This window comes from Plantibacter flavus (genome assembly GCF_002024505.1).
GTDB lineage: Bacteria > Actinomycetota > Actinomycetes > Actinomycetales > Microbacteriaceae > Plantibacter > Plantibacter flavus_A.
Genome location: NZ_CP019402.1, coordinates 853,782 through 877,660, shown reverse-complemented (window position 1 = coordinate 877,660; position 23,879 = coordinate 853,782). Strand labels below are relative to the sequence as shown.

The window sequence follows — 23,879 nt, the reverse complement described above, 5'->3', positions numbered from 1 at the left end:
CCCCCGTCGATACCCTGCACCAACGAAACACCCGCACACCGCCGTGCATCCTGGTCCCGGTCCCGCCCTTCGACAGGCTCAGGAACCGCCATCACACGCTCGCACCCGATCGAAAGCGAACACCAGATGAGATACATCGTTGGCTACACCGATACGCCGGCGGGACGCGACGCGCTCGCGCTCGGCATCCGGATCGCTCGGACCACCGGAGCCCGGCTCGACATCGTCCTCGTGCTCGCGAACGAGGAACGCCCGACGATCACCCCGGCCGATCCCGGGTACGAACGGTTCCTCCGTGAGACGGCCGAACGCTGGCTCGCCGAGGCGCTCGACGCGGTCCCAGCCGACATCACCGCCAAGACGCACCTCGTGTACGACGAGTCGTTCGCCGAGGGCCTCTTGGAGGCCTCCCGCATCCTCGAGGGCGGGCTCATCATCATCGGTGCGGCTCGCGGTGGACTCCTCGGGCGGTTCACGCTCGGCAGCGTCGCGAACACGCTCCTGCACTCGGCGGTCGTCCCGGTCGCCCTCGCTCCGGTCGGCAGCCGGGACCTCCTCGAGGCCCAGCCTACCGGCGGCACCGTCAGCCGCATCACCTGCGCGATCGGCACCCGTGCCGGCGCGCACCAGCTGCTCGACGCGGCCATCGTCGTCGCCAAGAACGCGGTCATCCCGCTCCGGCTGGTCTCGCTCGTCGCGCTCGACCAGCCGGAAGGCGCCGAGCACCCCGAGGCGACCGCAAGGGCCGAGTCGCACGCGGCGGAGGTCCTCGCCTACGCGACCGAGCACCTGCCGAAGGACATCGACGTGACCACCGAGATCGCCTCTGGCACCCGTATCGAGGACGCCGTCTCGAACCTCGAGTGGAAGCCCGCGGAGATCGTGCTCGTCGGTTCCAGCCGACTCGCGACCCCGAAGCACCTCTTCCTCGGCTCCACGGCAGCGAAGATGCTGCGTGAGCTCCCCGTACCCATGGTGGTCGTGCCCCGCGACTCCGTGCTGACCCTCGGAGACCCGACATGACTCCTCCCGAAACCACCCCGCCTCGCGACGTCGCCCACCCCGAGACGACCGCGACGGGCGCCCTCTCCAAGAAAGGCCTCGGCGCCGGCACCGTCGGCCTCATCGGTGCGATCGTCATCGGCATCTCGTGCATCGCCCCGGCGTACACCCTGACCGGCGCCCTCGGTCCGACGGTCGCGGAGGTCGGCACCCACGTGCCTGCCATCTTCCTCGTCGGCTTCATCCCGATGCTGCTCGTCGCCTTCGGCTACCGGGAACTCAACAGCCGCATGCCGGACTCCGGCACCTCGTTCACCTGGGCGACGCGAGCGTTCGGCCCGTGGGTCGGTTGGATGGCCGGTTGGGGCCTCATCGCCGCGACCATCGTCGTGCTCTCGAACCTCGCGGGCATCGCGGTCGACTTCTTCTACCTGATGCTGTCGCAGATCTTCCAGAACCCCGACATCGCCGGCCTCACGTCGAACCCGTTCATCAACGTCATCACCTGTCTGGCGTTCATGCTCGGGGCGACGCTCATCTCCTACCGCGACATGCAGACGACGCAGAAGCTGCAGTACGTGCTCGTGGGCTTCCAGTTGCTCGTGATGGTGCTGTTCGGCATCGTCGCCTTCGCGCACGTGGCGGGCGGTGACGCGTTCGACGCCCTCCCGATCTCGCTCGACTGGTTCAACCCGTTCGCCGTCGGGTCGTTCAGCGCCTTCGCCGCAGGCCTCTCGCTCTCCATCTTCATCTTCTGGGGTTGGGACGTCACGCTGACGATGAGCGAGGAGACGAAGGGGTCGAGCTCGACGCCGGGCAAGGCCGCCACCGCGACCGTCATCATCATCGTCGTCCTCTACCTGTTCCTGTCGGTCGCGCTCATCAACTACGCGGGCGTCGGCGACGGCGAGTTCGGTCTCGGCAACGAGGACATCCAGGGCAACGTGTTCTTCTCGCTCGCGGGGCCCATCCTCGGCCCGCTCGCGATCCTCGTGTCGATCGCGGTGCTGTCGTCCTCGGCCGCCTCGCTGCAGTCGACGTTCGTCTCGCCTGCGCGGACCCTGCTCGCGATGGGACACTACGGCGCGCTGTCGCCGAAGTTCTCGAAGGTGCACCCGAAGTTCTTCACGCCCGGTTACGCGACGATCGTCTCGAGTGTCGTCGCGTCGGTGTTCTATGCGGTCATGCGCTTCATCTCCGAGGACGTGCTCTGGGACACGATCACGACCCTCGGCATGATGATCTGCTTCTACTACGGCCTGACGGCGTTCGCGTGCGTCTGGTACTTCCGGAAGCAGTGGTTCTCGAGCGCACGGAACTTCTTCTTCCAGTTCTTCTCCCCGCTCGTCGGCGGTCTCATCCTGGGCGTGCTCTTCTTCACCACGATCATCGAGAGCGCGGACCCCGACTACGGCAGCGGGTCGAACATCGGCGGTGTCGGGCTCGTGTTCATCCTCGGCATGATCATCATCGTGGCGGGCATCGTCATCATGCTCATCCAGGCGAAGCTCCGACCGGACTTCTTCCGCAACAAGACGCTCGCCCGCGGCATCGCCGGCGACGCGAACGAAGCGGACGCCGCCCTCCCGGAATGATCCGCTGACCACGACGACCGTCCGAGGCCCCGCCGTCGGACGGTCGTCGTGTGCTCGGCGCTAGACTGTTCGCATCCCCGCCGCGTCGCAACGAAAGAGACCTCCGTGCCGACCATCGTCGTAGAAGTCATGCCGAAAGCCGAACTGCTGGACCCCCAGGGCAAGGCCGTCGCCGGCGCCCTCGCGCGTCTCGGCAAGAGCGAGTTCACCGATGTCCGCATCGGCAAGCGGTTCGAACTCACGGTCGACGGCCCCATCACCGACGCCACGCGCGCCACGGTGCAGCAGATCGCCGACGACATCCTCTCGAACGCCGTGATCGAGGACGTCGTGGCCATCCACTACCCCGAGGGCTCCGAGGCATGACGACCCGTATCGGCGTCATCACCTTCCCCGGTTCGCTCGACGACCGCGACGCCCAGCGTGCGGTCCGCATGGCGGGTGCCGAGCCCGTCGCGCTCTGGCACGGCGACCACGACCTCCAGGGCGTCGACGCCGTCATCCTTCCGGGTGGATTCAGCTACGGCGACTACCTCCGTGCCGGGGCGATCGCGGCTGTGTCCCCGATCATGACCGAGCTGAAGGACGCCGCCGGCAAGGGCATGCCGATCCTCGGGATCTGCAACGGCTTCCAGATGCTCGTCGAGGCGCACCTGCTGCCCGGTGGCCTCATCCGGAACGCCCACCAGCAGTTCATCCGTCGCGACCAGCTGCTCAAGGTCGAGAACGCCGACACCGCCTGGACCCACCAGTTCTCGAAGGGGCAGGAGATCACCATCCCGCTCAAGAACGCCGACGGCGGCTACATCGCCGACGCCGAGACCCTGGCACGCGTCGAGGGCGAGGGCCTGGTCGCCTTCCGCTACGCGGGCGTGAACCCGAACGGTTCGCTCGACGACATCGCCGGCCTCACGAACCCAGCCGGCAACGTCGTGGGCCTCATGCCGCACCCCGAGCACGCGATCGAGCCCGGTTTCGGTCCCGACACCCCGGTCGCCATGCGCTCCGGTGTCGACGGTCTCGCCTTCTTTACGAGCGCGGTCCAGGCCCTCCAGGCGGTCTAGCCAACACACGTCCTCTCCACGCCCGTCCCGATCCGTCGGGGCGGGCGTGTTGCGTCGATGGGCGCATCCCTGAGCCCCGCCCGGTCCCTGAGCCCCACACCGTGGTCCCTGAGCTTGTCGAAGGGTGGCCAGTACCACCAGCTACCATCGACACTGGTCGGACCAATCGAGGGGGCAGGATGGCGGAGCCGCTCGAAGCGCTCGTGGCGAGGCTCGTGGAGCTGGCCACGCCGGAGCCCGGCACCTCCGCGCGGCGTCTGCCGCCCGAACGCGAACTCGGCGAGGCACTGCAGATGAGCCGCGGCGCCCTCCGCGAGCAGCTCGCCGTCCTCGAACGGCTCGGCTTCCTCCACCGCACCCAGGGGCGGGGCACCTCCATCGACGCCCCGGGCGACGACTTCGTCCGCAGCTGGTTCACCATCTCCCGTCAGCTGGGCTACCTGTCCGACGATCAGTTCGCCCGCTCGCGCATGATGCTCGAGGAGACCGTCGCCGAGGCGGCGGCCGGGCTCGTCACCGACGAAGCGGTCGCGGTGCTGCGCGGCGACGTCGACCGCATGATCGCCGCGACGCTCGCCGGGGATCACGATGCCGCGCTCGAGGCCGACGTCGACTTCCACAGCCGACTGAACGCCATCGTCGACGACCCGATCTTCCGACTCATGCACGAGGGCTTCAGTCACGTGCTCCGCGAGACGATCCGGCAGCGTCGACTCCGCGCGCTCGAGGTGGAGCAGCCGGACGAGCGCGGGGTGCGGCGGACCGACAGTGTCCACTACGCCGTCGTCGACGCGCTGGGCGCTCGAGACGCCGAGGCCGCAAGGCGCGCGATGCGCCAGCACTTCGAGGACTGGTTGCAGCTCGAAGCCGACGACGCCGCGAGCTGACGCGTCGCGACCCCGACCCCGTCCGGCCAACCTCGACCGGTCCCCGAGCCTGTCGAAGGGCCCACGAGGACACTTCCACAACCGGGCCGACTCACCATCTGGAATGTCAGTGGTCCATGATGGACTGGTTCCATGACCGAGACCAGCACCACGGCGATCCGCGCGAGCGACGAAGACGCCGCGCGCCTCGCGGAGTTCTCGGACCAGTACGCGGACATCCAGCGGCGTCGCGCCAAGCTGGACGCCGAGGAGGCCCGACTACTGGCCCGTTCCGCCGCCTACGCGGACGCCTTCGCCGACGCCACGGTTCCGGCGATCTTCCCGCCGGCGGAACGGCAGGCCCTGTCGCGCCGGTCGACCTGTGCGGCGCTCGCGATGGCGACACGGACGCCGGAACGGACCGTTCAGCGTGCGACCAACGATGCCGAACTGCTCGTCAACGAAGCGCCGGCTGTGCTTGCCTCACTTGAGGCCGGTCGTATCTCCGCCCGTCATGCGCAGACCATCACGGACCAGCTCGGCGACGTGCCGACCGCAGGGCGAACGGTGTTCCTCGCTGAGGTCCTGCCGGTTGCGGAAGAGTCGACCAACGCGAACCTCCGCAGACGCGCCCGCATCCTGCGCGAGCGACTGCACCCCGAGTCGATCACCGCCCGCGCCCGGCGGTCCGAGGCGGACCGTCGGGTGGAGTTCGAGCCCGCAGCGGACGGCATGGCCTGGGTGCATCTGTTCACCACGGCGCCCATCGCCCAGGGCATCATCGAGCGCGTCGAGGCCGCCGCAGCGGAGTCACGCGCAGCCGGCGACACCCGCACGTGCGCACAACTGCAGGCCGACGCCCTGGCGGCGCTCGCCCTCACCGGCGTCACACCGGACGACGTTGCGTCCAGCCCGGTGCTCCCGCACCCGATCGAGGTGCAGGAGCACATCAAGCCGACCGTGCAGATCACGGTCCCGGCGCTCACGATGGCCGGCGTGAGCGATGCCCCGGCGACGCTCGACGGCTACGGGCCCATCGACCCTGAGACCGCAGCACGTATCGCCGTGAACGCCCCCAGCTTCACCCGGATCCTCGTCCAACCGGAAACCGGCGCAGTCCTTTCCGTCGGGCGGGGCCAGTACCGCGTTCCCGCCGATCTCCAACGGGCGGTGCGCCTCCGGGACGGCACTTGTCGGGCACCGGGCTGCGGCAGACGGGCCAGAGCGTGCGATCTCGATCATTCGGTCGCGTGGGAGGACGGCGGGACGACGGATGTCGGCAATCTCGCCTGTCTCTGTCGACATCATCACCGGATGAAGCATCTCCCCGGGTGGAACCTCGACCACAGGCCCGGTGGGGTGCTCGAGTGGACGACACCCGACGGGAAGCACCACCGGACAAAGCCCGACCCGGCGCCGTTCTGACCCCGCCGACGAAGACCCCTTCGTGGGCACGTCGACAGGCTCAGTGACCGGGAGAGGTATGGCCGTAACGATTCGGTCCTCGTCGGCGTTTCGACGGGCAGCCGGGCACCCACCACCGGGCGCTTGCCCGGGCCGACGTCCACGGTTACGATTGGTCCAACCAATCCACCGGAGGACGCCATGGCATCGACGCCACAGCCCGCACACACCATCACCTTCGTCGGTATCGGCGCGATCGGCCTGCCGATGGCCGCCCAGCTCGCCGCGGCCGGCCACCGGGTCACGGGCGTCGATCCCTTCCCCGCCGCACGGGAACGCGCGGCCGCCGCCGGGATCAGCGCGGTCGAATCCATCACCGAGGCACCGCAGGCCGACACCGTCGTGGTCATGGTCGCGACGCCCGACCAGCTCGCCGAACTCGTCACCCTCGCCATCGCCGACACCCACCCCGCCGGCCAGACCTGGATCATCATGAGCACCGTCGGCCCCGCCTCCGTGGTCGAGCAGGCCGACCGTCTCGAAGCCGCGGGCGCAGCGGTCGTCGACGCCCCGGTCACCGGCGGCGTGGCACGCGCAAGCACCGGCGAGCTCACCATGTTCGTTTCCGGATCCCCGAGCGCGACCGCCGCCGCATCCGAACCACTCGCCGCCCTCGGCACCGCCAGGATCGTCGGCGAAGCCATCGGGGACGGCCAGGCGATCAAGGTCGTCAACCAGCACCTCTGCGCCGTGCACATCGCCGCAGCCGCCGAGGCCCTCGCCCTCGCGTCCTCACTCGGACTCGACCCGGCGGCGGTCCTCCCCCTCGTCGAGTCCGGTGCAGCCGCGTCCTGGATGCTGTCGGACCGCGGACCCCGCATGCTGCAGGACACCGACGCCCCGGTGATGAGCCGTGTCGACATCTTCGTGAAGGACACGGGCCTCGTCGCCGATGCGGCGAGCGCCGCCGGAGCCGCGACCCCAGTCCTGGACGCAGCGCGCGAACGCTTCCTCGCCGCTGCAGCGTCGGGCCTCGGCGCACGCGACGACTCCCGCGTGATCGAGACCTACCAGGAGACCCACGCATGAAGACCCTCATCCTCGACGACGACACGTCGCATGGCCCAGGAACGCCGCGCAGGGCGCCCGGGATCGTCCGAGCTGACCGCGAACCCCGCCAGGAGACCCCCGCATGAAGACGATCATCCTCGACGACGATCCCACCGGCACGCAGTCGGCGTCCGGCGTCGACGTCCTCCTCGAATGGGACGCCGATCTCATCGAGCAGGCTCTCGACGGAGCCGACGCGGTCTACCTGCTCACGAACACCCGCGCCGTCCCCGAGGGGGAGGCAGTGGCGCTCCTCGAACGCACTCGAGCCGAGGCGGAGGAGGCGGGACGCCGTCTCGGCGAACGGGTGCACGTCGTCCTCCGAGGCGACTCGACCCTGCGCGGGCACGTGTTCCCCGAGACCGCCGTCTTCACCGCGGACCGCAGCGTCATCGTCTTCGTCCCGGCCTTCCCGGAGGGCGGGCGCACGACGATCGACGGCACCCACTACGTCCGCATCGGCGACGAGACGCTGCCGGCCCACGAGACGGAGTACGCCCAGGACCCCGTGTTCCCGTTCCGCTCGGGACACCTGCCGGACTACGTGCGCGAGCAGTCCGGTCGGGAGGCCGCCCACTTCGGCCTGGCGGGTCTCCGCGACGGCGCCGCCGAGTTCCGTGCAGCTCTCCGTGATGCCGTTCCCGGAACGGTGCTCCTTCCGGACGCGGAGACCGGAGACGACGTGCGGATCATCGCGCAGGCCATCACGGCGGCGTGGGCCGACGGAGCCGACGTGGTCGTCCGGTCCGCGTCACCCCTCGCTGCAGCCATCGCGGGCGTCGAGAGCGACGGCCTCCTGCCCTCGCCGCTCGTCGCGGAGCCGGTCGCCGCGCTCCTCGTCTGCGGCTCCCACATCATCGGTGCGACGCGACAGCTCGCGCCCGTCGAGGCGGCGTTCGGTCCCGCCGAGATCGTCCCCACGAGCGACGCCCTCCAGGATGCCGTCGCCACCGGGCGGGCCGTGGCGGAGGCCGCTCGAGCGAGACTCACCGCGACGGGGTTCGCCGCGATCTCGTCCGAGCGGGAACGGGACGCCTCGCACAACACGCTCGACCACGGTGAGCGGGTGATGATCGCACTGACGTCGGCGACCGCTGCGCTCCGACGATCGGTTGAGGTCGTCGTGTCGAAGGGCGGCATCACCTCCGCCGAGGTCGCCCGGGTCGGACTCGGTGCACGACGCGCTCGCGTCCTCGGACAGGTGCTGCCCGGGGTCTCGGTGTGGAGTGTGGTGACACCCGAGCACGAGGAGAAGCTCTACGTGGTCGTCCCGGGCAACGTCGGCGACCCGTCGACACTCGTCGACGTCCTCACCGCGCTCGGCCGGACCGCCTAGCGCCCGAGGATCTCTGACGCGTTGTGGTCGATCCACGCCATCAAGGGCATCAGGTGCTCGTTGAGGTCGCGACCGCGGTCACTCAGGCTGTACTCGACACGGGGCGGGATCTCGGGGTGCGCGACGCGGACGACGAGGCCGTCCTCCTCGAGCGTCCGGAGTGTCTGGGCCAGCATCTTCTCGCTGATGCCCTGGACCACCCGTCGCAGCTCACCCCAGCGATGGGTGCCGTCGGACAGCGCCAGGAGGACGAGGACGCCCCACTTGCTGGTCACGTGGTCGAGCACCGTGCGCGAGGGGCATGCGGCAGGCAGGATGCCGTCGGTGAATCCAGGGCGTCTTCCCAGCTGCGTGTCCACGCTCGTCATGACTCATTCCTTACTCGTCGGACAGTAGCTTACCTCAAAGTGGGTACTGCAGATCGGGAAGTAATGTGATCGGAAGCGGGTTCCTCCTCAGCGAACCCCATCGAAAGGACCCTCACATGTCTCTCGTCGTCACCGGAGCCACCGGCCACCTCGGCCACCTCGTCGTCGAGCACCTGCTCGCCCGCGGCACCGACCCCGCCACCATCGTCGCCACCGGCCGCCGGACCGAGGCACTGGCCGATCTCGCCGCACAGGGCGTCCGCACCGCGAAGGTCGACTTCACCGACCCGGCCACCCTCGACGCCGTCCTCGAGGCCGGCGACACCCTGCTGCTCGTCTCCGGGAGCGAGGTCGGCCAGCGCGTCGCCCAGCACGCAGCCGTCATCGACGCCGCCAAGCGCGCCGGCGTCGCCCGCCTCGTCTACACGAGCGCGCTCCGGGCCGACACCTCCCCGCTGATCCTCGCCCCCGAGCACAAGGCGACCGAGGAGCTCATCCACGCGTCCGGTCTCCCCTTCACCATCCTCCGCAACGGCTGGTACACCGAGAACTACGGCCAGTCCGTCGACCAGGCCAAGGCGACCGGATCGTTCGTCGGGAGCGTCGGCGACGGTCTCGTGTCGAGCGCGTCTCGCACCGACTACGCGGAGGCGGCCGCCGTCGTCCTCACCACCGACGGCCACGAGGGCAAGGCCTACGAGCTCGCCGGCGACGTCGCGTGGTCGCACCCCGAGCTGGCGCAGGCGATCGGCGAGGTCGTCGGCCGAGAGGTCGTCTACCAGGACCTCTCGCCCGAGGACCACATGAAGGCCTTGCTGGCGGCCGGTCTCGACGAGGGCACCGCGGGCTTCGTCGTCGCGCTCGACGGCAACACCCGCGACGGCCTCCTCGCCGAGACGAGCGGCGACCTCGGTCGGTTGATCGGCCACCCCACGACGCCGCTGGTCGAGGGCTTGCGCACGCTCGTCGCCTGAGCCGCGTCGACATCTCCTGCAATCAGCCGGGCCCGGAGCGCACGCTCCGGGCCCGTTCGCGTGCGCTGACACTCCGGCTGAAGGATTCCGTTGCAGAAACGCGATCCGACGCACGAATCCGTCACCTCGATCCGGGTTATGCTCTCGATACCGCTAGCGCGCCGAGGATGACGCGCCGGCCAGACGGCACCACCGACGCTTCGAGCAGGTGATATGACGAGCAACGCGGACACGGTCTTCACCGGAGGCACCGTCTTCCGGAACGCCCTGCTCACGCCGCAGAACGGTGCCGTCGCCATCTCCGACGGCCGGATCGTCGCCCTCGACGCTGACGCACACGCGGCGATCGGTCCCGACACCGAGATCGTAGACCTCCGAGACGGTCTCCTGCTCCCCGGCTTCGTGGACGCGCACGTCCACCCGATCGAGGCCGGACTCGAACAGCTCGCGTGCGATCTGTCGGGCGAGCGCACCCCCGAGGGATACCTCGCCACGATCGCCGCTTACGCCGAGGCCCACCCCGAGCGCCCGTGGATCGTCGGCGGCGGCTGGCAACAGGCCGCCTTCCCCGGCGGCACCCCGCTCGCCGCGGAGCTCGACCGAGTGGTGCCGGACCGGCCCGTCTTCCTCCAGAATCGCGATCACCACGGAGCCTGGGTGAACACCGAGGCGCTCCGCCTCGCCGGCGTCGACCACACCACACCGGACCCCGCCGACGGCCGGATCGAACGGGACGCGGACGGCACCCCGAACGGCATGCTCCACGAGGGTGCCCGCTCGCTCGTGTCCCGGTTCGTCCCCGTCGACACCGACGAGGACGTCGCGGCCGCCCTCGTCGCAGCCCAGCAGACCCTCCACGGCTTCGGCGTCACCGGCTGGCAGGACGCGATCGTCGGCGACTACGGCAGCCACACCGATACGAGCGACGCCTACCTGCAGGCGATGGCGGACGGGTTGCTCATGAGCGACGTCGTGGGGGCGCTCTGGTGGGACCGGGATCGTGGACTCGAGCAGATCGACGAACTCATCGCTCGCCGCGACGCGATCGCGCGCCGCGCCGCGGCCCTCGGGACGACGACCGGGCGCTTCACCGCGGGCACCGTCAAGATCATGCAGGACGGCATCCCCGAGAACCGGACCGCCGCGATGATCGACCCCTACCTGCGCACCTGTCACTGCGGAGACACCGCGCCCGAACGCGGCATCTCCTTCCTGGAGCCCGCGATCCTCGTCGAGGCGGTCACGAGGCTGGACGCCGCGGGGTTCCAGGTCCACTTCCACGCGATCGGCGACCGGGCGGTCCGCGAGTGCCTCGACGCCCTCGAGGCCGCGCGGGAGCGCAACGGCGAGAGCGACAACCGGCACCACATCGCGCACGTGCAGATCGTCCATCCCGACGACCTGCCGCGGTTCGCCCGACTCGGCGTCACGATGAACATGCAGGCGCTCTGGGCCACGTGGGAGCCCCAGATGGTCGAGCTGAACCTGCCGCTGCTCGGCGACGAACGCGCCTCCTGGCAGTATCCGTTCGGCGATGCGGCACGACTCGGCACCCTGCTCTGTGCCGGATCGGACTGGCCCGTCACGACCCCCGACCCGTGGCAGGCCCTGCATGTGGCGGTCAACCGCACGCTGCCGGCCGACGATCCCGACCACCACCCCGAACCGCTCAACCCAGGACAGTCGCTGACGCTCCGAGCGGCGATCGCCGCGTACACGCACGGGTCCAACCGGATCGACCACCGCGACGACACCGGCGTGATCGAGGTCGGCGCCGTCGCAGACCTCGTCCTCGTCGACCGTGACCCGTTCGCCGGCCCCACCACCGAGATCGCGCACACCAGGACCGTCGGGACCTGGATCGCCGGACGCCGCGTCTTCACCTCCACCACCACATCAACCGAGCAAGGAACCTGACATGAAGAACCGATACCTGCTCCCGGCCGCACTCACGGCCGCCGCCGCGCTGCTGCTCACCGGCTGCGTCAACAACGAGGTCGCCACGCCCGACGCCACCGGCTCCACCGCCGCGGTGACCGTCGACAAGGCCGCCGAGGCGCTCCTCCCCGACGACATCCGTCAGGCCGGCAAGCTCATCCTCGGCACCGACGCGACCTACGCGCCCAATGAGTTCAAGGACGCGAACGGCGACCCGATCGGTTGGGAGATCGAGCTCGCCGACGCGATGGCCGGCAAGCTCGGCCTCACCACCGACTACCAGGTGGCGAAGTTCGACAACATCATCCCGAGCATCACCGGTGGCAAGTACGACGTCGGGCTGTCGTCGTTCTTCGACACCAAGGAGCGTCAGCAGCAGGTCGACATGATCGACTACTACACGGCCGGGATCCAGTGGGCGACCCTGGCGGGCAAGTCCGTCGACCCCGACAACGCCTGCGGGCTGAAGGTCGCCGTCCAGAACGGCACGACGGAGGCCCTCGACGACGTCCCCGCCAAGTCGCAGGCCTGCACCGACGCCGGTAAGCCGGCGATCGAGGCCCTCGGCTACGACACGCAGGACGAGGCCACGGCTGCAGTCACACTCGGCCGCGCCGACGCGATGACCGCCGACTCCCCGGTCGTGCAGTACGCCGTCCAGCAGAGCGACGGCAAGCTCGAACTCTCCGGTGACGTCTACTCGACGTTCCTCTACGGCATGCCGATCGCGAAGGACCGTGGCGACCTCGGCAAGGCCCTCCAGGCCGCCCTGCAGTCCCTCATGGACGACGGCACCTACGGCTCGATCCTGAGCAAGTGGGGCGTCGAGTCCGGCGCCCTCGACAAGATCGACATCAACGGCGCGACGAGCTGACCGTGAGCGACTCCAGAATCACCGGGACGGCGTCCGCGCCCCCGGTGCCGTTGAAGGTCGTCAAGCTCCGCCATCCCTGGCGGAACGTGTTCGCCGTCATCATCGTGCTGTTGCTCGTCGCGTTCGTGGTCGACGCGGCGACGCGGCCGGCGTACGACTGGCCGGCCGTCGGCAAGTACGTCTTCGACCGGCGGATCACCATGGCAGCGCTCATCACGCTGCAGCTGACGGTGTACTCGATGATCGGCGCCATCGTCCTCGGCGTCGTGCTCGCGATCATGCGGCTGTCGCCGAACCCGGTGCTCAAGGCCATCGCGTGGGGCTTCGTCTGGCTGTTCCGCGGGACGCCGGTCTACGTGCAGCTGGTCTTCTGGGGCCTGCTCGCGACGATCTATCCGACGCTCAACATCGGACTGCCCTTCCTCCCGCCGATCGCGCAGCTGCCGACCGATGCCGCGCTGAACACGTTCTGGATCGCCGTCATCGGGCTGGCACTCAACGAGGCCGCCTACATGTCGGAGATCGTGCGCGCCGGTCTGCTGTCGGTGGACCGCGGACAGGAGGAGGCGTCGACGGCGCTCGGGATGAGCTGGGCGCAGACGATGCGGCGGGTCATCCTGCCGCAGTCGATGCGGATCATCATCCCGCCGACCGGCAACGAGGTGATCTCGATGCTCAAGACCACGTCGCTCGTGACGGCCGTCCCGTTCACGCAGGAGCTCTACACGAGATCGCGGGACATCTCGTCCGAGACGTTCAACCCGATCCCGTTGCTCATCGTCGCGTCGCTCTGGTACCTGCTGTTCACCTCGATCCTGATGGTGGGGCAGTACTTCCTGGAGAAGCGGTTCGCGCGCGGCCTCACCCGGATCGACGCGGGGGCACCCGTCACGACCGAGGCCATCCAGGTCCAGGAGGCGGAGGCGCGCGCCAAGCAGAGCCCAACCGACGGCGAGAGCGGAGAACGACGATGACGATCACGGACACGATCGACATGGTCCGCGCGGAGGGCGTGGTGAAGTCCTTCGGCTCGAACACGGTCCTCAAGGACATCTCCCTGACGGTACGACGCGGCGAGGTCATGTGCCTGGTCGGGCCGTCGGGCTCCGGCAAGTCGACCTTCCTGCGCTGCATCAACCACCTGGAGCGTGTCGACGGCGGACGGTTGCTCGTCGAGGGGGACCTCATCGGCTACCGCGAGCGAGGCGACAAGCTCTACGAGTTGAAGCCCAAGGAGGCGGCGAAGCAGCGGCGCGACATCGGTATGGTGTTCCAGCGGTTCAACCTGTTCCCGCATATGACGGCGCTCGAGAACATCATCGAGGCGCCCATGCAGGTGAAGCGTCAACGGCGAGCGGTCGCCGAGCAGCGCGGCCGGGAACTCCTGGACCGGGTCGGTCTGAGCGACAAGGCGGCTGCATACCCCGGTCACCTGTCGGGCGGTCAGCAGCAGCGGGTCGCGATCGCGCGGGCCCTCGCGATGGATCCGAAGCTCATGCTGTTCGACGAGCCGACCTCGGCACTCGATCCGGAGCTGGTCGGCGAGGTCCTCGACGTCATGAAGGGGCTCGCGAAGGACGGCATGACGATGATCGTCGTGACGCACGAGATGGGGTTCGCCCGAGAGGTGGCCGACTCGCTCGTGTTCATGGACGGCGGCGTGGTCGTGGAGACGGGAGCGCCCCGCGAGGTGCTCGCCAATCCGCAGCACGCCAGGACACGCGCGTTCCTGTCGAAAGTGTTGTGAGCACGAACGCCGCCCGCTCTCCCAGACTGGGGCGAGCGGGCGGCGTTCTGCCCGAGGACGGACGGGCGAAGGGGCTCAGTGGAGCTTCTTCTGGACTTCCTTCTGAGCCTTCGCCGTGGCCTTCTTCGCGTTCTTCACGGCCTTCTTGCGCGCCTTCTCGACCCGAGGGTCGTTCCAGAACTCTTCTGCGGCGTGCTTGATCTCGCGGTACCGGGTGCGTCCGGCCTTCGCGCCGAGCGTGTAGGCACCGAAGGCGATGAGGCCGACGATGATGAGGAGGATCTTCTTACCCATGATGTTGTTCCCTCTCCCACGGATCGCCGTGGGGCGTTGATGTGTCCCGATGGTTCATCCCGCGACACTGGCATTCTGCGACGCGCGGCTGCGGATCAGCCGATTCGGACGGGGGCTTGCAATTGCACCGGCATGTCCGGATCAGTGACGGTCACTGGACGACGCCCTTCGGCTTGGCGGCGCGGAAGCCGCCACCGACCTCGACGAGGACGGGGAGCTCGACGCCGAGCAGGCGGTCGAGCGACTCCACCGCCGTGCTGACGGTCTCCACCGCCGTGCGGGGCGAGACGCCGCGCCGGCAGGTGACGGCGACCTTGAGCGCCTGCGCCCGGTTCACGTCCCAGGCGGAGACGCGGACGGACGAGAACGCTTCGGTGTCGTCGAGGGCATCGCCGAGCGCGTTGGCCGCGGCGTCCGTCTCGAGCACGATGTCGCCGTGCTCGACGGTCGCGCGATGCACGACGCCGGAACGGCCACGACCCTGACGCAGGACGAACGAGATGAGCAGGGCGGCGACGACCACGAGCAGCACGATCCCGGCGATCGGGACGAGGACCGGGGCCGTCTGACCGGCGTCCGCGCTGGACACCGCTGCGAACGGGTTCCAGGCGAACCAGCCGTCGATCGTGTCGAGCACGGCGGCCCGATTGTCGCGCCACCAGTCGGCGACGACGGGCACGGTGACGACGGCGAGCGCCGCCGCCCCGATCACGACGAACACGAGTCCGATGAGGAGGATGAGCAGACGGTTCAGTCCGCGGTTGGTGGAGTTCACTGTCCGACCTTCCCGTTCGACGAGATGGAGGTGGTCGCCCGGAGCGACGGCTGCAGGCCGAACGCGTCGAGGTCTGCGGCGACGGCGCGGTCGACTTCGGACCGGTCGACGCTCATGCCGCTGGCCGGGGTGATCCGGATCGCTGCGGTCCGCCGCCCGACGGCCACGGAGGTGCCATCAGGATGCGTGGCAGCCGTCGTCGAAGCGCGCTGCGCGAGGGCCGACGCGATGACCTCGTCGTCGACGACCGCGAGTACGCGCCCGGTCGACAACAGGTGGCGGTGACGACGTCCCGGGCCGAGCGCGATCCCGATGAGGACCACTCCGAGCAGGAGCACGAGTGCCCCCGCGACACCGAGGATGACCGGTTGCGTCGACGGCAGGCTCGCCGCGGCTCCCGGGATCTCACCCGGGGCGACGAGGAGCGGGCGGACGCCGATGAGGGCGAGCACCGTCTCCACGGCGATCCAGAGCGCGACGAGCACGAGCAGGACCGCGAGGAGGATCGCGGCGGTCGAGCGCGGCGAGTGCAGTTCGCGGCGAGCCAGGCGCCGGAGCACCCTCGTCGGGCCGGCGGCCGGGGTCGTGGCTGCGGTGGCGGTGGCGGTCATGAGACGCGTCCTTCCTGGTCGATCTCGAGTCCGCTCACGCGGATGGAGACGCGCGAGACGCTCGAACCGGACAGCTGCTCGACGCGAGCGGCGATGGCACCGGTGGCGGCCGAGACGCGCTCGACGATGGAGCCCCCTGAGCGCTGGAGCGCATCGGGGGCGGCCGAGACGCGCGACAGTGGGATCGCACGCATCGGCGAGGTGACGATGAGCGCGAGCGCGCCCTGGTCGTCGGCGAGCTCGACCTTCACACGTCCCGCCGGGACCCCGAGCGACTCGGCCGCGATGTTCACGGCGACGTGCTCGAGGGCCTTCGCGGTGATCCGCGTCCGGCCCGGCCCGCCGTGCGGGTGCACGACGGGCGCTTCGGCGACCGAGGGGACTCCCCGGTCGAGGACGGCGGTGGTCATGACGAGACGCGCTTCCCGCGGACGGCGTCGACGATCGCGTTTAGGTCGGTCTGGCCGGTGACGATCCGGGCCACGAGGGCGCCGATCCCCATCGCGACCGCGACGAACACGAACGCCCAGAACCCGAAGGCGACCCAGCTGAGTGCGAGGACGGCTCCGATCAGGATGCCGGTGTTGGTGGCGGTCACTGGACTCGCGCCTCGGCGTTCTGGTCCTCGTCGTCGGACGGGATGAAGACGTCGCTGACGGTCACGTTGACCTCGGTGACCTCCATGCCGACGAACTGCTCGATCGCGCGGATGATCGAGGCGCGGACCTCGCTCGCGACGGCCTGCAGGTCCACCGGGTAGTCGGCGACGATCACGACGTCGACGGCGACCTGGGTCTCGCCGACCTCGACGCGGATGCCCTGCGACAGGTCGGAGGAGCCGATGGCGTCGCGGATGGCACCGAAGGCACGGGCTGCGCCACCACCGAGGGCGTGCACGCCGCGGACCTCGCGGGCTGCGATGCCGGCGATCTTCGCGACCACGCCGTTGTCGATGACCGTCTTGCCGTGGGTGTTCGTCTGCGTGGCGGCGTTGTTCTCGCCGACGACACCCTTCGTGACGGTGGGCTTCGGGGAGTTGGTGGTGTTCGACATGGTGTTGCCCTTCCTGGTTCGTCTCGAGCGAGCGGTTGATCGCTTCGTTGGTGATAGGACGCAACCATCGCACCGATCGTCACGGTCGATCTCGAAGCTCATGAAGAGACCTCGAATCCTGCACCGCACCGTGACGAATCGGCGTCGACCTCCGACGCCCATCCGAGGATCTGTTCGTCGCTGCACGCCGCTAAGATTGGTGGGTCCGGCATCCCACCACTTCCTTTGGAGTCCTGCCCTCGTGACGACCACCACCCCCACCAGCTCCGCCGTCGCCGACACCGTCGAGAACGCCGTCGCGACACCGGACCGCGAGCAGCCCTACGGCGCCCTCGGGCTGAAGGCCGACGAGTACGCGAAGATCCGCGAGATCCTCGGCCGTCGTCCCACGAGCGGCGAGCTCGCCATGTACTCGGTCATGTGGAGCGAGCACTGCTCCTACAAGTCCAGCAAGATCTACCTGCGCCAGTTCGGCCAGAAGGTCACCGACGACATGAAGAAGAACCTCATGGTCGGCATGGGCGAGAACGCCGGCGTCATCGACGTCGGCGAGGGCTGGGCCGTGACCTTCAAGGTCGAGAGCCACAACCACCCCTCCTACATCGAGCCCTTCCAGGGTGCGGCCACGGGCGTCGGCGGCATCGTCCGCGACATCATCTCGATGGGTGCCCGACCGGTCGCCGTCATGGACCAGCTCCGTTTCGGCGACATCGACCACCCCGACACCGCACGCGTCGTGCACGGCGTCACCGCCGGCATCTCCTCCTACGGCAACTGCCTGGGCCTGCCGAACATCGGTGGCGAGACCTACTTCGACAAGGTGTACCAGGGCAACCCGCTGGTCAACGCCCTGTCGGTCGGCGTCCTGCGTCACGAGGACCTCCGCCTCGCCAACGCCTCGGGTGTCGGCAACAAGATCGTCCTCTTCGGTGCCCGCACCGGTGGCGACGGCATCGGCGGCGCCTCCATCCTCGCGTCCGACTCCTTCGACGCGAACGGCCCGACGAAGCGTCCGGCCGTCCAGGTCGGCGACCCGTTCGCCGAGAAGGTGCTCATCGAGTGCTGCCTCGAGCTCTACCGCGACAGCCTCGTCGAGGGCATCCAGGACCTCGGTGCCGCCGGCATCTCCTGCGCGACGAGCGAGCTCGCGGCCAACGGCGACGGCGGCATGTTCGTCGAGCTGTCGCACGTGCTGTTGCGCGACCCCTCGCTGACGCCCGAGGAGATCCTCATGTCGGAGTCGCAGGAGCGCATGATGGCCGTCGTCGAGCCGGGCAAGCTCGACGCGTTCCTCGCCGTCACCGACAAGTGGGACGTCGAGACCTCGGTGCTCGGTGAGGTCACCGACACCGGCCGCCTCGTCATCAACTGGCACGGCGAGGAGATCGTCAACGTCGACCCCTCGACCGTCGCGGTCGACGGCCCGGTCTACGAGCGCCCGGTCGCCTACCCCACCTGGATCGACGCACTGCAGGCCGACTCCGCCTCGGCCCTCCCCCGCACCGACGCCCCTGCCGAGCTGGAGCAGCAGTTCCGCTCCCTCCTCGGATCGGCGAACCTCGCGGACAAGAGCTGGATCACCAACCAGTACGACTACTACGTGATGGGCAACACCGCGCTGTCCTTCCCCGACGACGGCGGCATGATCCGCGTCGACGAGGAGTCCGGCCTCGGCTTCGCCATCGCGACCGACGCGAACGGCCGCTACTGCCAGCTCGACCCGCGCCAGGGTGCACAGCTCGCGCTCGCGGAGGCCTACCGCAACGTCGCCGTCACCGGTGCCGTCCCGGCCGCCGTCACCGACTGCCTGAACTTCGGCTCGCCGGAGAACCCCGAGGTCATGTGGCAGTTCTCCGAGGCCGTCGCCGGCCTGTCGGACGCCTGCCTCGAGCTCGGCGTGCCCGTCACCGGCGGCAACGTGTCGTTCTACAACCAGACGGGCGACGTCCCGATCTTCCCGACGCCCGTCGTCGGCGTCCTCGGCGTGATCGACGACGTCGCGCGCCGCATCCCGAGCGGCTGGCAGGACGAGGGCGACAACCTCTACCTCCTCGGCACCACGTCACTCGAGCTCGACGGCTCTGCCTGGGCCGGGACGATCCACGACCACCTGGGTGGTCTGCCACCGAAGGTCGACCTCGCCGGCGAGAAGACGCTGGCCGAGCTGCTGCACGCCGCGGCCAAGGAGGGCCTCGTGTCCTCCGCCCACGACCTCTCCGACGGCGGTCTCGCACAGGCGCTCGCGGAGAGCGTCATGCGCTTCGGTGTCGGTGCCCGGGTCTTCCTCGGTGAGCTGCTCGCGCGCGACGGCGTCGACCTCACGACGGCGCTCTTCTCCGAGTCCACCGGACGCGTCATCGTCTCGGTGCCGCGCGAGGACGACGTCAAGTTCCAGGGCCTGTGCGAGGGCCGCGGCTACCCGGTGCTCCGCATCGGCGTGACCGACGCCTCGGCCGTCGGCGACGCGACCGAGCCCGCCCTCGAGATCCAGGACGTCCTGACCATCCCGGTCTCCGAACTGCGTCGGGTGTCGAAGAGCGTGCTCCCCGAGCGGTTCGGCCCGGTCATCGGCTGAGCGACCCGACTCCACACAGCCCCTGCGCCCGACGGCGTGGGGGCTGTGTCGCTGTCGGGGCTGTGTCGTTGTTGGATGGGGCTCGATACGCCGGGTGGGCGGATACCCGAAACCCACCCACCCGACTCACCACCGGGCGCTCAGGCCGGGAACCCGAATGTCCTGACCGGCGTCTCCGGCAGTGGTGTCGCAAGCGACGACTTCAGCATATCAGCATTTGGAATGCTTCACGGAAGCGTCGCGGCCATCCCCCACAGTCGTTCCACGGCCAGTTCCGCGGCGATCGCGTCGCCCTCCGCGACCGCGTCCCGAAGGATCGGGAAGTCGACCGCGAGCGACGGCCAATCGAGCCAGTCGGTGTCGGCGGTGACCTCCAGCTGCGGCGACAGCAGCGCGAGTGCGTCGCGAGCGGTCGTGACCAGGATGCGATTCGGGCAGAGGGCGACGAGATGGTCCATGAGCGGCCACGAGAGGTCGGCGTAGGCGACCGGGTCCTGCAGGCCGATCACTCGCGACACCTCGTCCAACTCGGCGACGAGCACCGCTCGGTCGGCGTCCTCGAGGACGGGCACGGTCACGCGCGTCACACCGCCCAACAGCGCCCCGAGCGTCTGGAAGAGATGGATCCGCCGATGGCGGGGTCTGCTGGCCGCCGAATCCGCCGACATGCGTCCCACCTTCCTGCCGTTCCAGGTCAACCCGTGCGCGTCAGGATAGCAAGGCTCAGCGCGCCCGACGACACCTGTGCATCCGGCATGTTCTACAACACATGAGGCACAAAACTATCCAACACACCTTGGATATCGGTATTCTGAACTGGTCATATCCCAGCTCGACGATCGGAGTCCCATGCCTGTTCCCAAAACCGTCGAGACGAGCCCTCGGAAGCTCCTGCGCGACATCGTCTTCGAGCAGCTCCTGACCGCCATCGAGGACGGCACCCTCGAGCCCGGGGAACGCCTCAATGACGAGGAGCTCGAGAAGTGGCTCGGTGTCTCGAGGACCCCGATCCGCGAAGCGATCAGCAAGCTCGCCGACATCGGACTGGTCGAGACCGCCCCGCAGCGGTACACCCGCGTCGCGAAGCCCACCGCCGAGCAGTACGCGGAAGCACTGCGCCTCCTGAACGGCTTCCACGAGCTCAGCGCGCGGTGGAGCATCCCGCAGTTCACCGACGAGGACGTCGCGGCGTTCCGCGAGCTCGGCGACGCGGTGCTCGCGGACATCGAAGCGCGTGACAAGCACGTCCTCCGGTCGTCCTCCGCCTTCGCCGACTTCATGGTCGAGCGCTCGGGCAACTCGCTGCTGCAGCAGGTCGCCCGTCAGATGAACACCCGGGTGACCTACACCTCGCTGCCGACGATCGACTTCTTCCAGTGGGACATCTTCGCCGCGTACGTCACCGGACTGGTCGCGGCCGCCGAAGCGCGCAGCGCCGAGGACGCCGAGCGCGTCATGCGCAAGCAGGCCGAGGCCACCGACGCCTTCCTCGAGCAGGTCATCGCCGCCGGTGGAGCATTGCCCGCCGAGAGCTAGCCGGCGAACGCTGTCGAACGGCGGACCGTCACAGAGCCGCCTCCCGATCGGGAGGCGGCTCTGCACGTTGTACGGTGGACCGTCGGTCGCGTGACCGCGCATCATCTGGCCACGGACCGATCGGAGGACTGCAGTGGGGACCCTCCTCTGGCTCTTCGATGCGACGTTCCGAGTCGGCGACCAGGTGGTCCTCTGGCGGGAGGTCGTCGGCAACCTGTTCGGCCTGGCGAGCGCCCTCGGCGGTATGCGTCGCCGCGCCTGGGCCTGGCCCGTCGGCATCATCGGCAACGCGCTCCTCCTGACCGTCTTCCTCGGCGCGGTCTTCCACACGCCGAACCCGACCAACCTGCTGGGACAGGCGGGCCGCCAGCTCATGTTCATCGTCGTGTCGATCTACGGCTGGGTGCAGTGGCGACGGGTCGAACGGGTCGAGGCGACGACCGGTCCGGTCGCCGTGATCCGACCCCGCTGGGCCGGCTGGCGGGTGCGGCTCGTCCTCGTCGGCCTCCTGTTCGGTGGCACGCTGCTCCTGGTCCCCGTGTTCCGGGCACTCGGTTCCTACGAGCCGGTCTGGGCCGACGCCTGGATCTTCATGGGATCCCTCCTCGCGACCTGGGGGATGGCGAAACGCTGGGTGGAGTTCTGGCTCATCTGGGTCGCGGTCGACCTGGTCGGCGTGCCGCTCCTGTTCGGCGCCGGGTACTGGGTCTCGGCGTCGATGTACCTGTTCTACGGGGCGTTCACCCTCGCCGGCTTCTTCGTGTGGGCCCGCGGCGAGCGCGTCGTCACGGCGCGCTGAGCTGACGCCGCCGCATCCATGTCCGGGCGGTGCGGCGGGAACGTGACCGTCACCACCAGCCCACCCTCCGACCGCGCGGTGAGCTCGAGCGCAGCCCCGTGCACCTCGGCGATGCTCTCCACGATGGCGAGTCCGAGCCCGCGTGACCGCTCCGGACCGCGCGCGACCCGGCCGCCGGCGCGGTAGAACGGTTCGGTGAGCCTCGCGACCACGTCCGCCGGGATCGACTCGCCGGAGTTCTCGACCCGGAGGACGACCGCACCGCCCGACGGCCCGCCCGACCGGCGCACCGAGACGTGCACGAAGCCGCCGTCGACGTTGTGCCGGACGGCGTTCTGCAGGAGGTTCCCGCACAGCTGATGCAGCATGGCCTCGTCACCCCAGACCGCGAGGTCCTGCACCTCGGCCGTGCAGTCGATCCCGCGCGCTCGAGCTGCTGAGGCCGCGGCGACGCAGGCCTCGGAGGCCAGCTCTCCGAGTGCCACGGTCTCACCCCGCAGCTCCGAGTGCTCGAGGTCGGCGAGGTCGAGGACGGCCTCGACGGTCTGGATGCTGCGCGTGTTCGTCTCACGAAGTCGGGCGATGAGTCCCCTGACGGTCTGTTCGTCGAGGTCGTCGCTGGTCGCCGCGACATCGAGCATCGCCTGGGTCGTCGCGAGCGGGGTCCGCAGCTCGTGCGAGGCGTTCGCGGCGAACCGTTGGTGGGCTCGGAACGAGCGGTCGAGCCGCTCGAGCATGTGGTCGAAGGTGTCGGAGAGGTCGGTGATCTCGTCCCGTGGGCCGGCGAGGGCGACCCGATGGTCGAAGGATCCGGTCGCCGCCCGCTGCGCGGCCACGTTGATCTCGTGCAGCGGACGCAGCAGCCGGCCCGACAGGATCCATCCGCCCCACGCGCTCGCCGCCGCGAGGACGACGAGCACGATGAGCGACCAGACGAGGAGCGTGTTCAGGATGTCGCTCTGGTCCGAGACGACGAGTGCCGCTGCACCGTTCGCCGAGGTCAGCCCCTCCACCGGCTGATAGGTGGCCGCCCCGGCGGCCTCGGTCGGCACGGTCGCCTGCAGCCAGGTCGCGCCGTCCATGGCCGCATCGGCCCGCACCGCGGTGATCGCGTACGTCGGGACGTACCGCATGAAGGCGTAGATGAGCGCGAGCATGATCGAGCCCGCGACCGTGAACAGCAACGCGTACGTCAGCGTCAAACGCGTGCGCACCGTCAAGCGGTTCGGGCGGCTGAGCAACCCCGCGGCGTCGGAACGGGGCATCAGTCGCCCTCGATCCGGTAGCCCGCGCCCGGGACGGTCGTGATCACCCACGGCGAGCCGAGGCGTCGGCGGAGGTTCGAGATGGTCACGCGGATGGTGTTCGTGAACGGGTCGACGTTCTCGTCCCAGGCCTTCTCGAGGAGGGTCTCGGCGCTCACGACCCCGCCGTCGGCGAGCAGCAGCTGCTCGAGGACCGCGAACTCCTTCCGCGACAGCTTCACGTACACGCCGTCGCGGAAGACCTCCCGCCGGAACGGGTCGAGTCGCACTCCCGCGCGCTCGAGGACCGGAGGGCGCGACTCCGCCGTGCGCCGGGCGAGCGCGCGGAGCCTGGCCACGAGCTCCGGGAACTCGAACGGTTTCACCAGGTAGTCGTCGGCGCCGAGGCCGAGGCCGGACACGGTGTCGTCGAGTCGACGTGCCGCCGTCAGCATCATGACGCGCACACCGGGATGCTCGGCGACCACCGTTCGGCACACGTCATCGCCGTGGGTGCCCGGCAGGTCCCGATCGAGGAGCAGGACGTCGTAGTCGTTGATCGTGAGTGCCTCGAGCGCTGCGTCGCCATCGTGGACGACGTCCGCGGCGATCGCCTCCTGCCGGAGGCCGGCTCGGACCGCCTCGGCCAGGTAGACCTCGTCCTCGGCAACCAGGACGCGCATGATGTTCCTCTCGATGGGGTGTGGTGACTCC

Annotated in this window: 26 protein-coding genes; 16 read left to right on the top strand and 10 right to left on the bottom strand. The window is 69.4% G+C overall.

Going from position 1 to position 23,879, the window contains the following annotated elements:
- The first annotated feature begins 126 nt into the window (after positions 1-126).
- From BWO91_RS04135 to BWO91_RS04100, 8 genes are all read left to right on the top strand, one after another.
- Positions 127-1,023, top strand: a complete 897-nt coding sequence (locus BWO91_RS04135; RefSeq protein ID WP_064294184.1) for a universal stress protein — start codon at positions 127-129, stop codon at positions 1,021-1,023.
- A complete protein-coding gene (locus BWO91_RS04130) occupies positions 1,020-2,597 on the top strand; it encodes an APC family permease (protein ID WP_079001410.1) in 1,578 nt (525 codons plus the stop codon). Before BWO91_RS04135 ends, BWO91_RS04130 begins: the two co-directional genes overlap by 4 nt.
- Before the next feature lie 105 nt (positions 2,598-2,702).
- Positions 2,703-2,963, top strand: a complete 261-nt coding sequence (gene purS, locus BWO91_RS04125; RefSeq protein WP_064294182.1) for a phosphoribosylformylglycinamidine synthase subunit PurS — start codon at positions 2,703-2,705, stop codon at positions 2,961-2,963.
- Entirely contained in the window at positions 2,960-3,661 is a 702-nt protein-coding gene (gene purQ, locus BWO91_RS04120) for a phosphoribosylformylglycinamidine synthase subunit PurQ (RefSeq protein WP_079001409.1), read from the top strand. Before purS ends, purQ begins: the two co-directional genes overlap by 4 nt.
- 179 nt (positions 3,662-3,840) lie before the next feature.
- On the top strand, positions 3,841-4,548 hold the full coding sequence (locus tag BWO91_RS04115) for a FadR/GntR family transcriptional regulator (protein WP_079001407.1): 708 nt from the start codon (positions 3,841-3,843) through the stop codon (positions 4,546-4,548).
- Between the two features lie 132 nt (positions 4,549-4,680).
- A complete protein-coding gene (locus tag BWO91_RS04110; RefSeq protein ID WP_079001405.1) occupies positions 4,681-5,952 on the top strand; it encodes an HNH endonuclease signature motif containing protein in 1,272 nt (423 codons plus the stop codon).
- Positions 5,953-6,132: 180 nt separating this feature from the next.
- Positions 6,133-7,020, top strand: a complete 888-nt coding sequence (locus tag BWO91_RS04105; RefSeq protein WP_079001404.1) for an NAD(P)-dependent oxidoreductase — start codon at positions 6,133-6,135, stop codon at positions 7,018-7,020.
- A 103-nt stretch (positions 7,021-7,123) separates the two neighbouring features.
- Positions 7,124-8,377, top strand: coding sequence for a four-carbon acid sugar kinase family protein (locus BWO91_RS04100; protein WP_079001402.1), 1,254 nt, complete (start codon positions 7,124-7,126; stop codon positions 8,375-8,377).
- On the opposite strand, the gene BWO91_RS04095 is transcribed toward BWO91_RS04100, so the two are convergent.
- Positions 8,374-8,745, bottom strand: coding sequence for a winged helix-turn-helix transcriptional regulator (locus BWO91_RS04095; protein ID WP_064294176.1), 372 nt, complete (start codon positions 8,743-8,745; stop codon positions 8,374-8,376). The genes BWO91_RS04100 and BWO91_RS04095 overlap by 4 nt on opposite strands.
- 116 nt (positions 8,746-8,861) lie before the next feature.
- On the opposite strand from BWO91_RS04095, the gene BWO91_RS04090 reads away from it, so the two are divergent.
- The 5 genes from BWO91_RS04090 (at position 8,862) to BWO91_RS04070 (ending at position 14,278) form a co-directional block, all read left to right on the top strand.
- Positions 8,862-9,719 (top strand): SDR family oxidoreductase, encoded by an 858-nt coding sequence (locus BWO91_RS04090; protein WP_079001400.1) that lies wholly within the window; start codon positions 8,862-8,864, stop codon positions 9,717-9,719.
- Positions 9,720-9,932: 213 nt separating this feature from the next.
- Positions 9,933-11,636, top strand: a complete 1,704-nt coding sequence (locus tag BWO91_RS04085; RefSeq protein WP_079001398.1) for an amidohydrolase — start codon at positions 9,933-9,935, stop codon at positions 11,634-11,636.
- A 1-nt stretch (position 11,637) separates the two neighbouring features.
- Entirely contained in the window at positions 11,638-12,531 is an 894-nt protein-coding gene (locus BWO91_RS04080; RefSeq protein WP_205847573.1) for an ABC transporter substrate-binding protein, read from the top strand.
- Positions 12,532-12,533: 2 nt separating this feature from the next.
- Positions 12,534-13,505 (top strand): amino acid ABC transporter permease, encoded by a 972-nt coding sequence (locus BWO91_RS04075; RefSeq protein ID WP_231884275.1) that lies wholly within the window; start codon positions 12,534-12,536, stop codon positions 13,503-13,505.
- Complete coding sequence (locus BWO91_RS04070) at positions 13,502-14,278, top strand: amino acid ABC transporter ATP-binding protein (RefSeq protein ID WP_276207394.1); 777 nt, start codon at positions 13,502-13,504, stop codon at positions 14,276-14,278. Before BWO91_RS04075 ends, BWO91_RS04070 begins: the two co-directional genes overlap by 4 nt.
- 75 nt (positions 14,279-14,353) lie before the next feature.
- Here the strand turns inward: BWO91_RS04070 and BWO91_RS04065 are convergent, their stop codons facing one another.
- The 6 genes from BWO91_RS04065 to BWO91_RS04040 form a co-directional block, all read right to left on the bottom strand.
- A complete protein-coding gene (locus tag BWO91_RS04065; protein WP_064294172.1) occupies positions 14,354-14,572 on the bottom strand; it encodes a hypothetical protein in 219 nt (72 codons plus the stop codon).
- Positions 14,573-14,723: 151 nt separating this feature from the next.
- Positions 14,724-15,347: a hypothetical protein gene (locus BWO91_RS04060; RefSeq protein WP_079001396.1), complete on the bottom strand. Its 624-nt coding sequence runs from the start codon at positions 15,345-15,347 to the stop codon at positions 14,724-14,726.
- Positions 15,344-15,958, bottom strand: a complete 615-nt coding sequence (locus BWO91_RS04055; protein WP_079001394.1) for a DUF6286 domain-containing protein — start codon at positions 15,956-15,958, stop codon at positions 15,344-15,346. The genes BWO91_RS04060 and BWO91_RS04055 overlap by 4 nt, the downstream gene beginning before the upstream one ends.
- Positions 15,955-16,368 carry a hypothetical protein gene (locus BWO91_RS04050; protein ID WP_079001392.1) on the bottom strand — a complete coding sequence of 138 codons (414 nt, stop codon included), beginning with the start codon at positions 16,366-16,368 and terminating at the stop codon, positions 15,955-15,957. The genes BWO91_RS04055 and BWO91_RS04050 overlap by 4 nt, the downstream gene beginning before the upstream one ends.
- Positions 16,365-16,556: a DUF2273 domain-containing protein gene (locus BWO91_RS04045; protein WP_056008790.1), complete on the bottom strand. Its 192-nt coding sequence runs from the start codon at positions 16,554-16,556 to the stop codon at positions 16,365-16,367. The genes BWO91_RS04050 and BWO91_RS04045 overlap by 4 nt, the downstream gene beginning before the upstream one ends.
- Positions 16,553-17,011 carry an Asp23/Gls24 family envelope stress response protein gene (locus BWO91_RS04040; protein WP_079001390.1) on the bottom strand — a complete coding sequence of 153 codons (459 nt, stop codon included), beginning with the start codon at positions 17,009-17,011 and terminating at the stop codon, positions 16,553-16,555. Before BWO91_RS04040 ends, BWO91_RS04045 begins: the two co-directional genes overlap by 4 nt.
- A 241-nt stretch (positions 17,012-17,252) precedes the next feature.
- Between BWO91_RS04040 and purL the strand changes: the two genes are divergently transcribed.
- A complete protein-coding gene (gene purL / locus BWO91_RS04035) occupies positions 17,253-19,586 on the top strand; it encodes a phosphoribosylformylglycinamidine synthase subunit PurL (RefSeq protein ID WP_121291584.1) in 2,334 nt (777 codons plus the stop codon).
- A 227-nt stretch (positions 19,587-19,813) separates the two neighbouring features.
- On the opposite strand, the gene BWO91_RS04030 is transcribed toward purL, so the two are convergent.
- The gene (locus BWO91_RS04030; protein WP_079001388.1) at positions 19,814-20,254 is read right to left on the bottom strand and encodes an FCD domain-containing protein; all 441 of its coding nucleotides are present in this window, start codon (positions 20,252-20,254) and stop codon (positions 19,814-19,816) included.
- 181 nt (positions 20,255-20,435) lie between these two features.
- Between BWO91_RS04030 and BWO91_RS04025 the strand changes: the two genes are divergently transcribed.
- Positions 20,436-21,122 (top strand): GntR family transcriptional regulator, encoded by a 687-nt coding sequence (locus BWO91_RS04025; protein ID WP_079001387.1) that lies wholly within the window; start codon positions 20,436-20,438, stop codon positions 21,120-21,122.
- A 133-nt stretch (positions 21,123-21,255) separates the two neighbouring features.
- Positions 21,256-21,921, top strand: a complete 666-nt coding sequence (pnuC, locus tag BWO91_RS04020) for a nicotinamide riboside transporter PnuC (RefSeq protein ID WP_079001386.1) — start codon at positions 21,256-21,258, stop codon at positions 21,919-21,921.
- On the opposite strand, the gene BWO91_RS04015 is transcribed toward pnuC, so the two are convergent.
- Positions 21,852-23,186, bottom strand: a complete 1,335-nt coding sequence (locus BWO91_RS04015) for a sensor histidine kinase (protein ID WP_079001385.1) — start codon at positions 23,184-23,186, stop codon at positions 21,852-21,854. The genes pnuC and BWO91_RS04015 overlap by 70 nt on opposite strands.
- Positions 23,186-23,848, bottom strand: coding sequence for a response regulator transcription factor (locus BWO91_RS04010; RefSeq protein WP_064294162.1), 663 nt, complete (start codon positions 23,846-23,848; stop codon positions 23,186-23,188). Before BWO91_RS04010 ends, BWO91_RS04015 begins: the two co-directional genes overlap by 1 nt.
- Between the last annotated feature and the right edge of the window lie 31 nt (positions 23,849-23,879).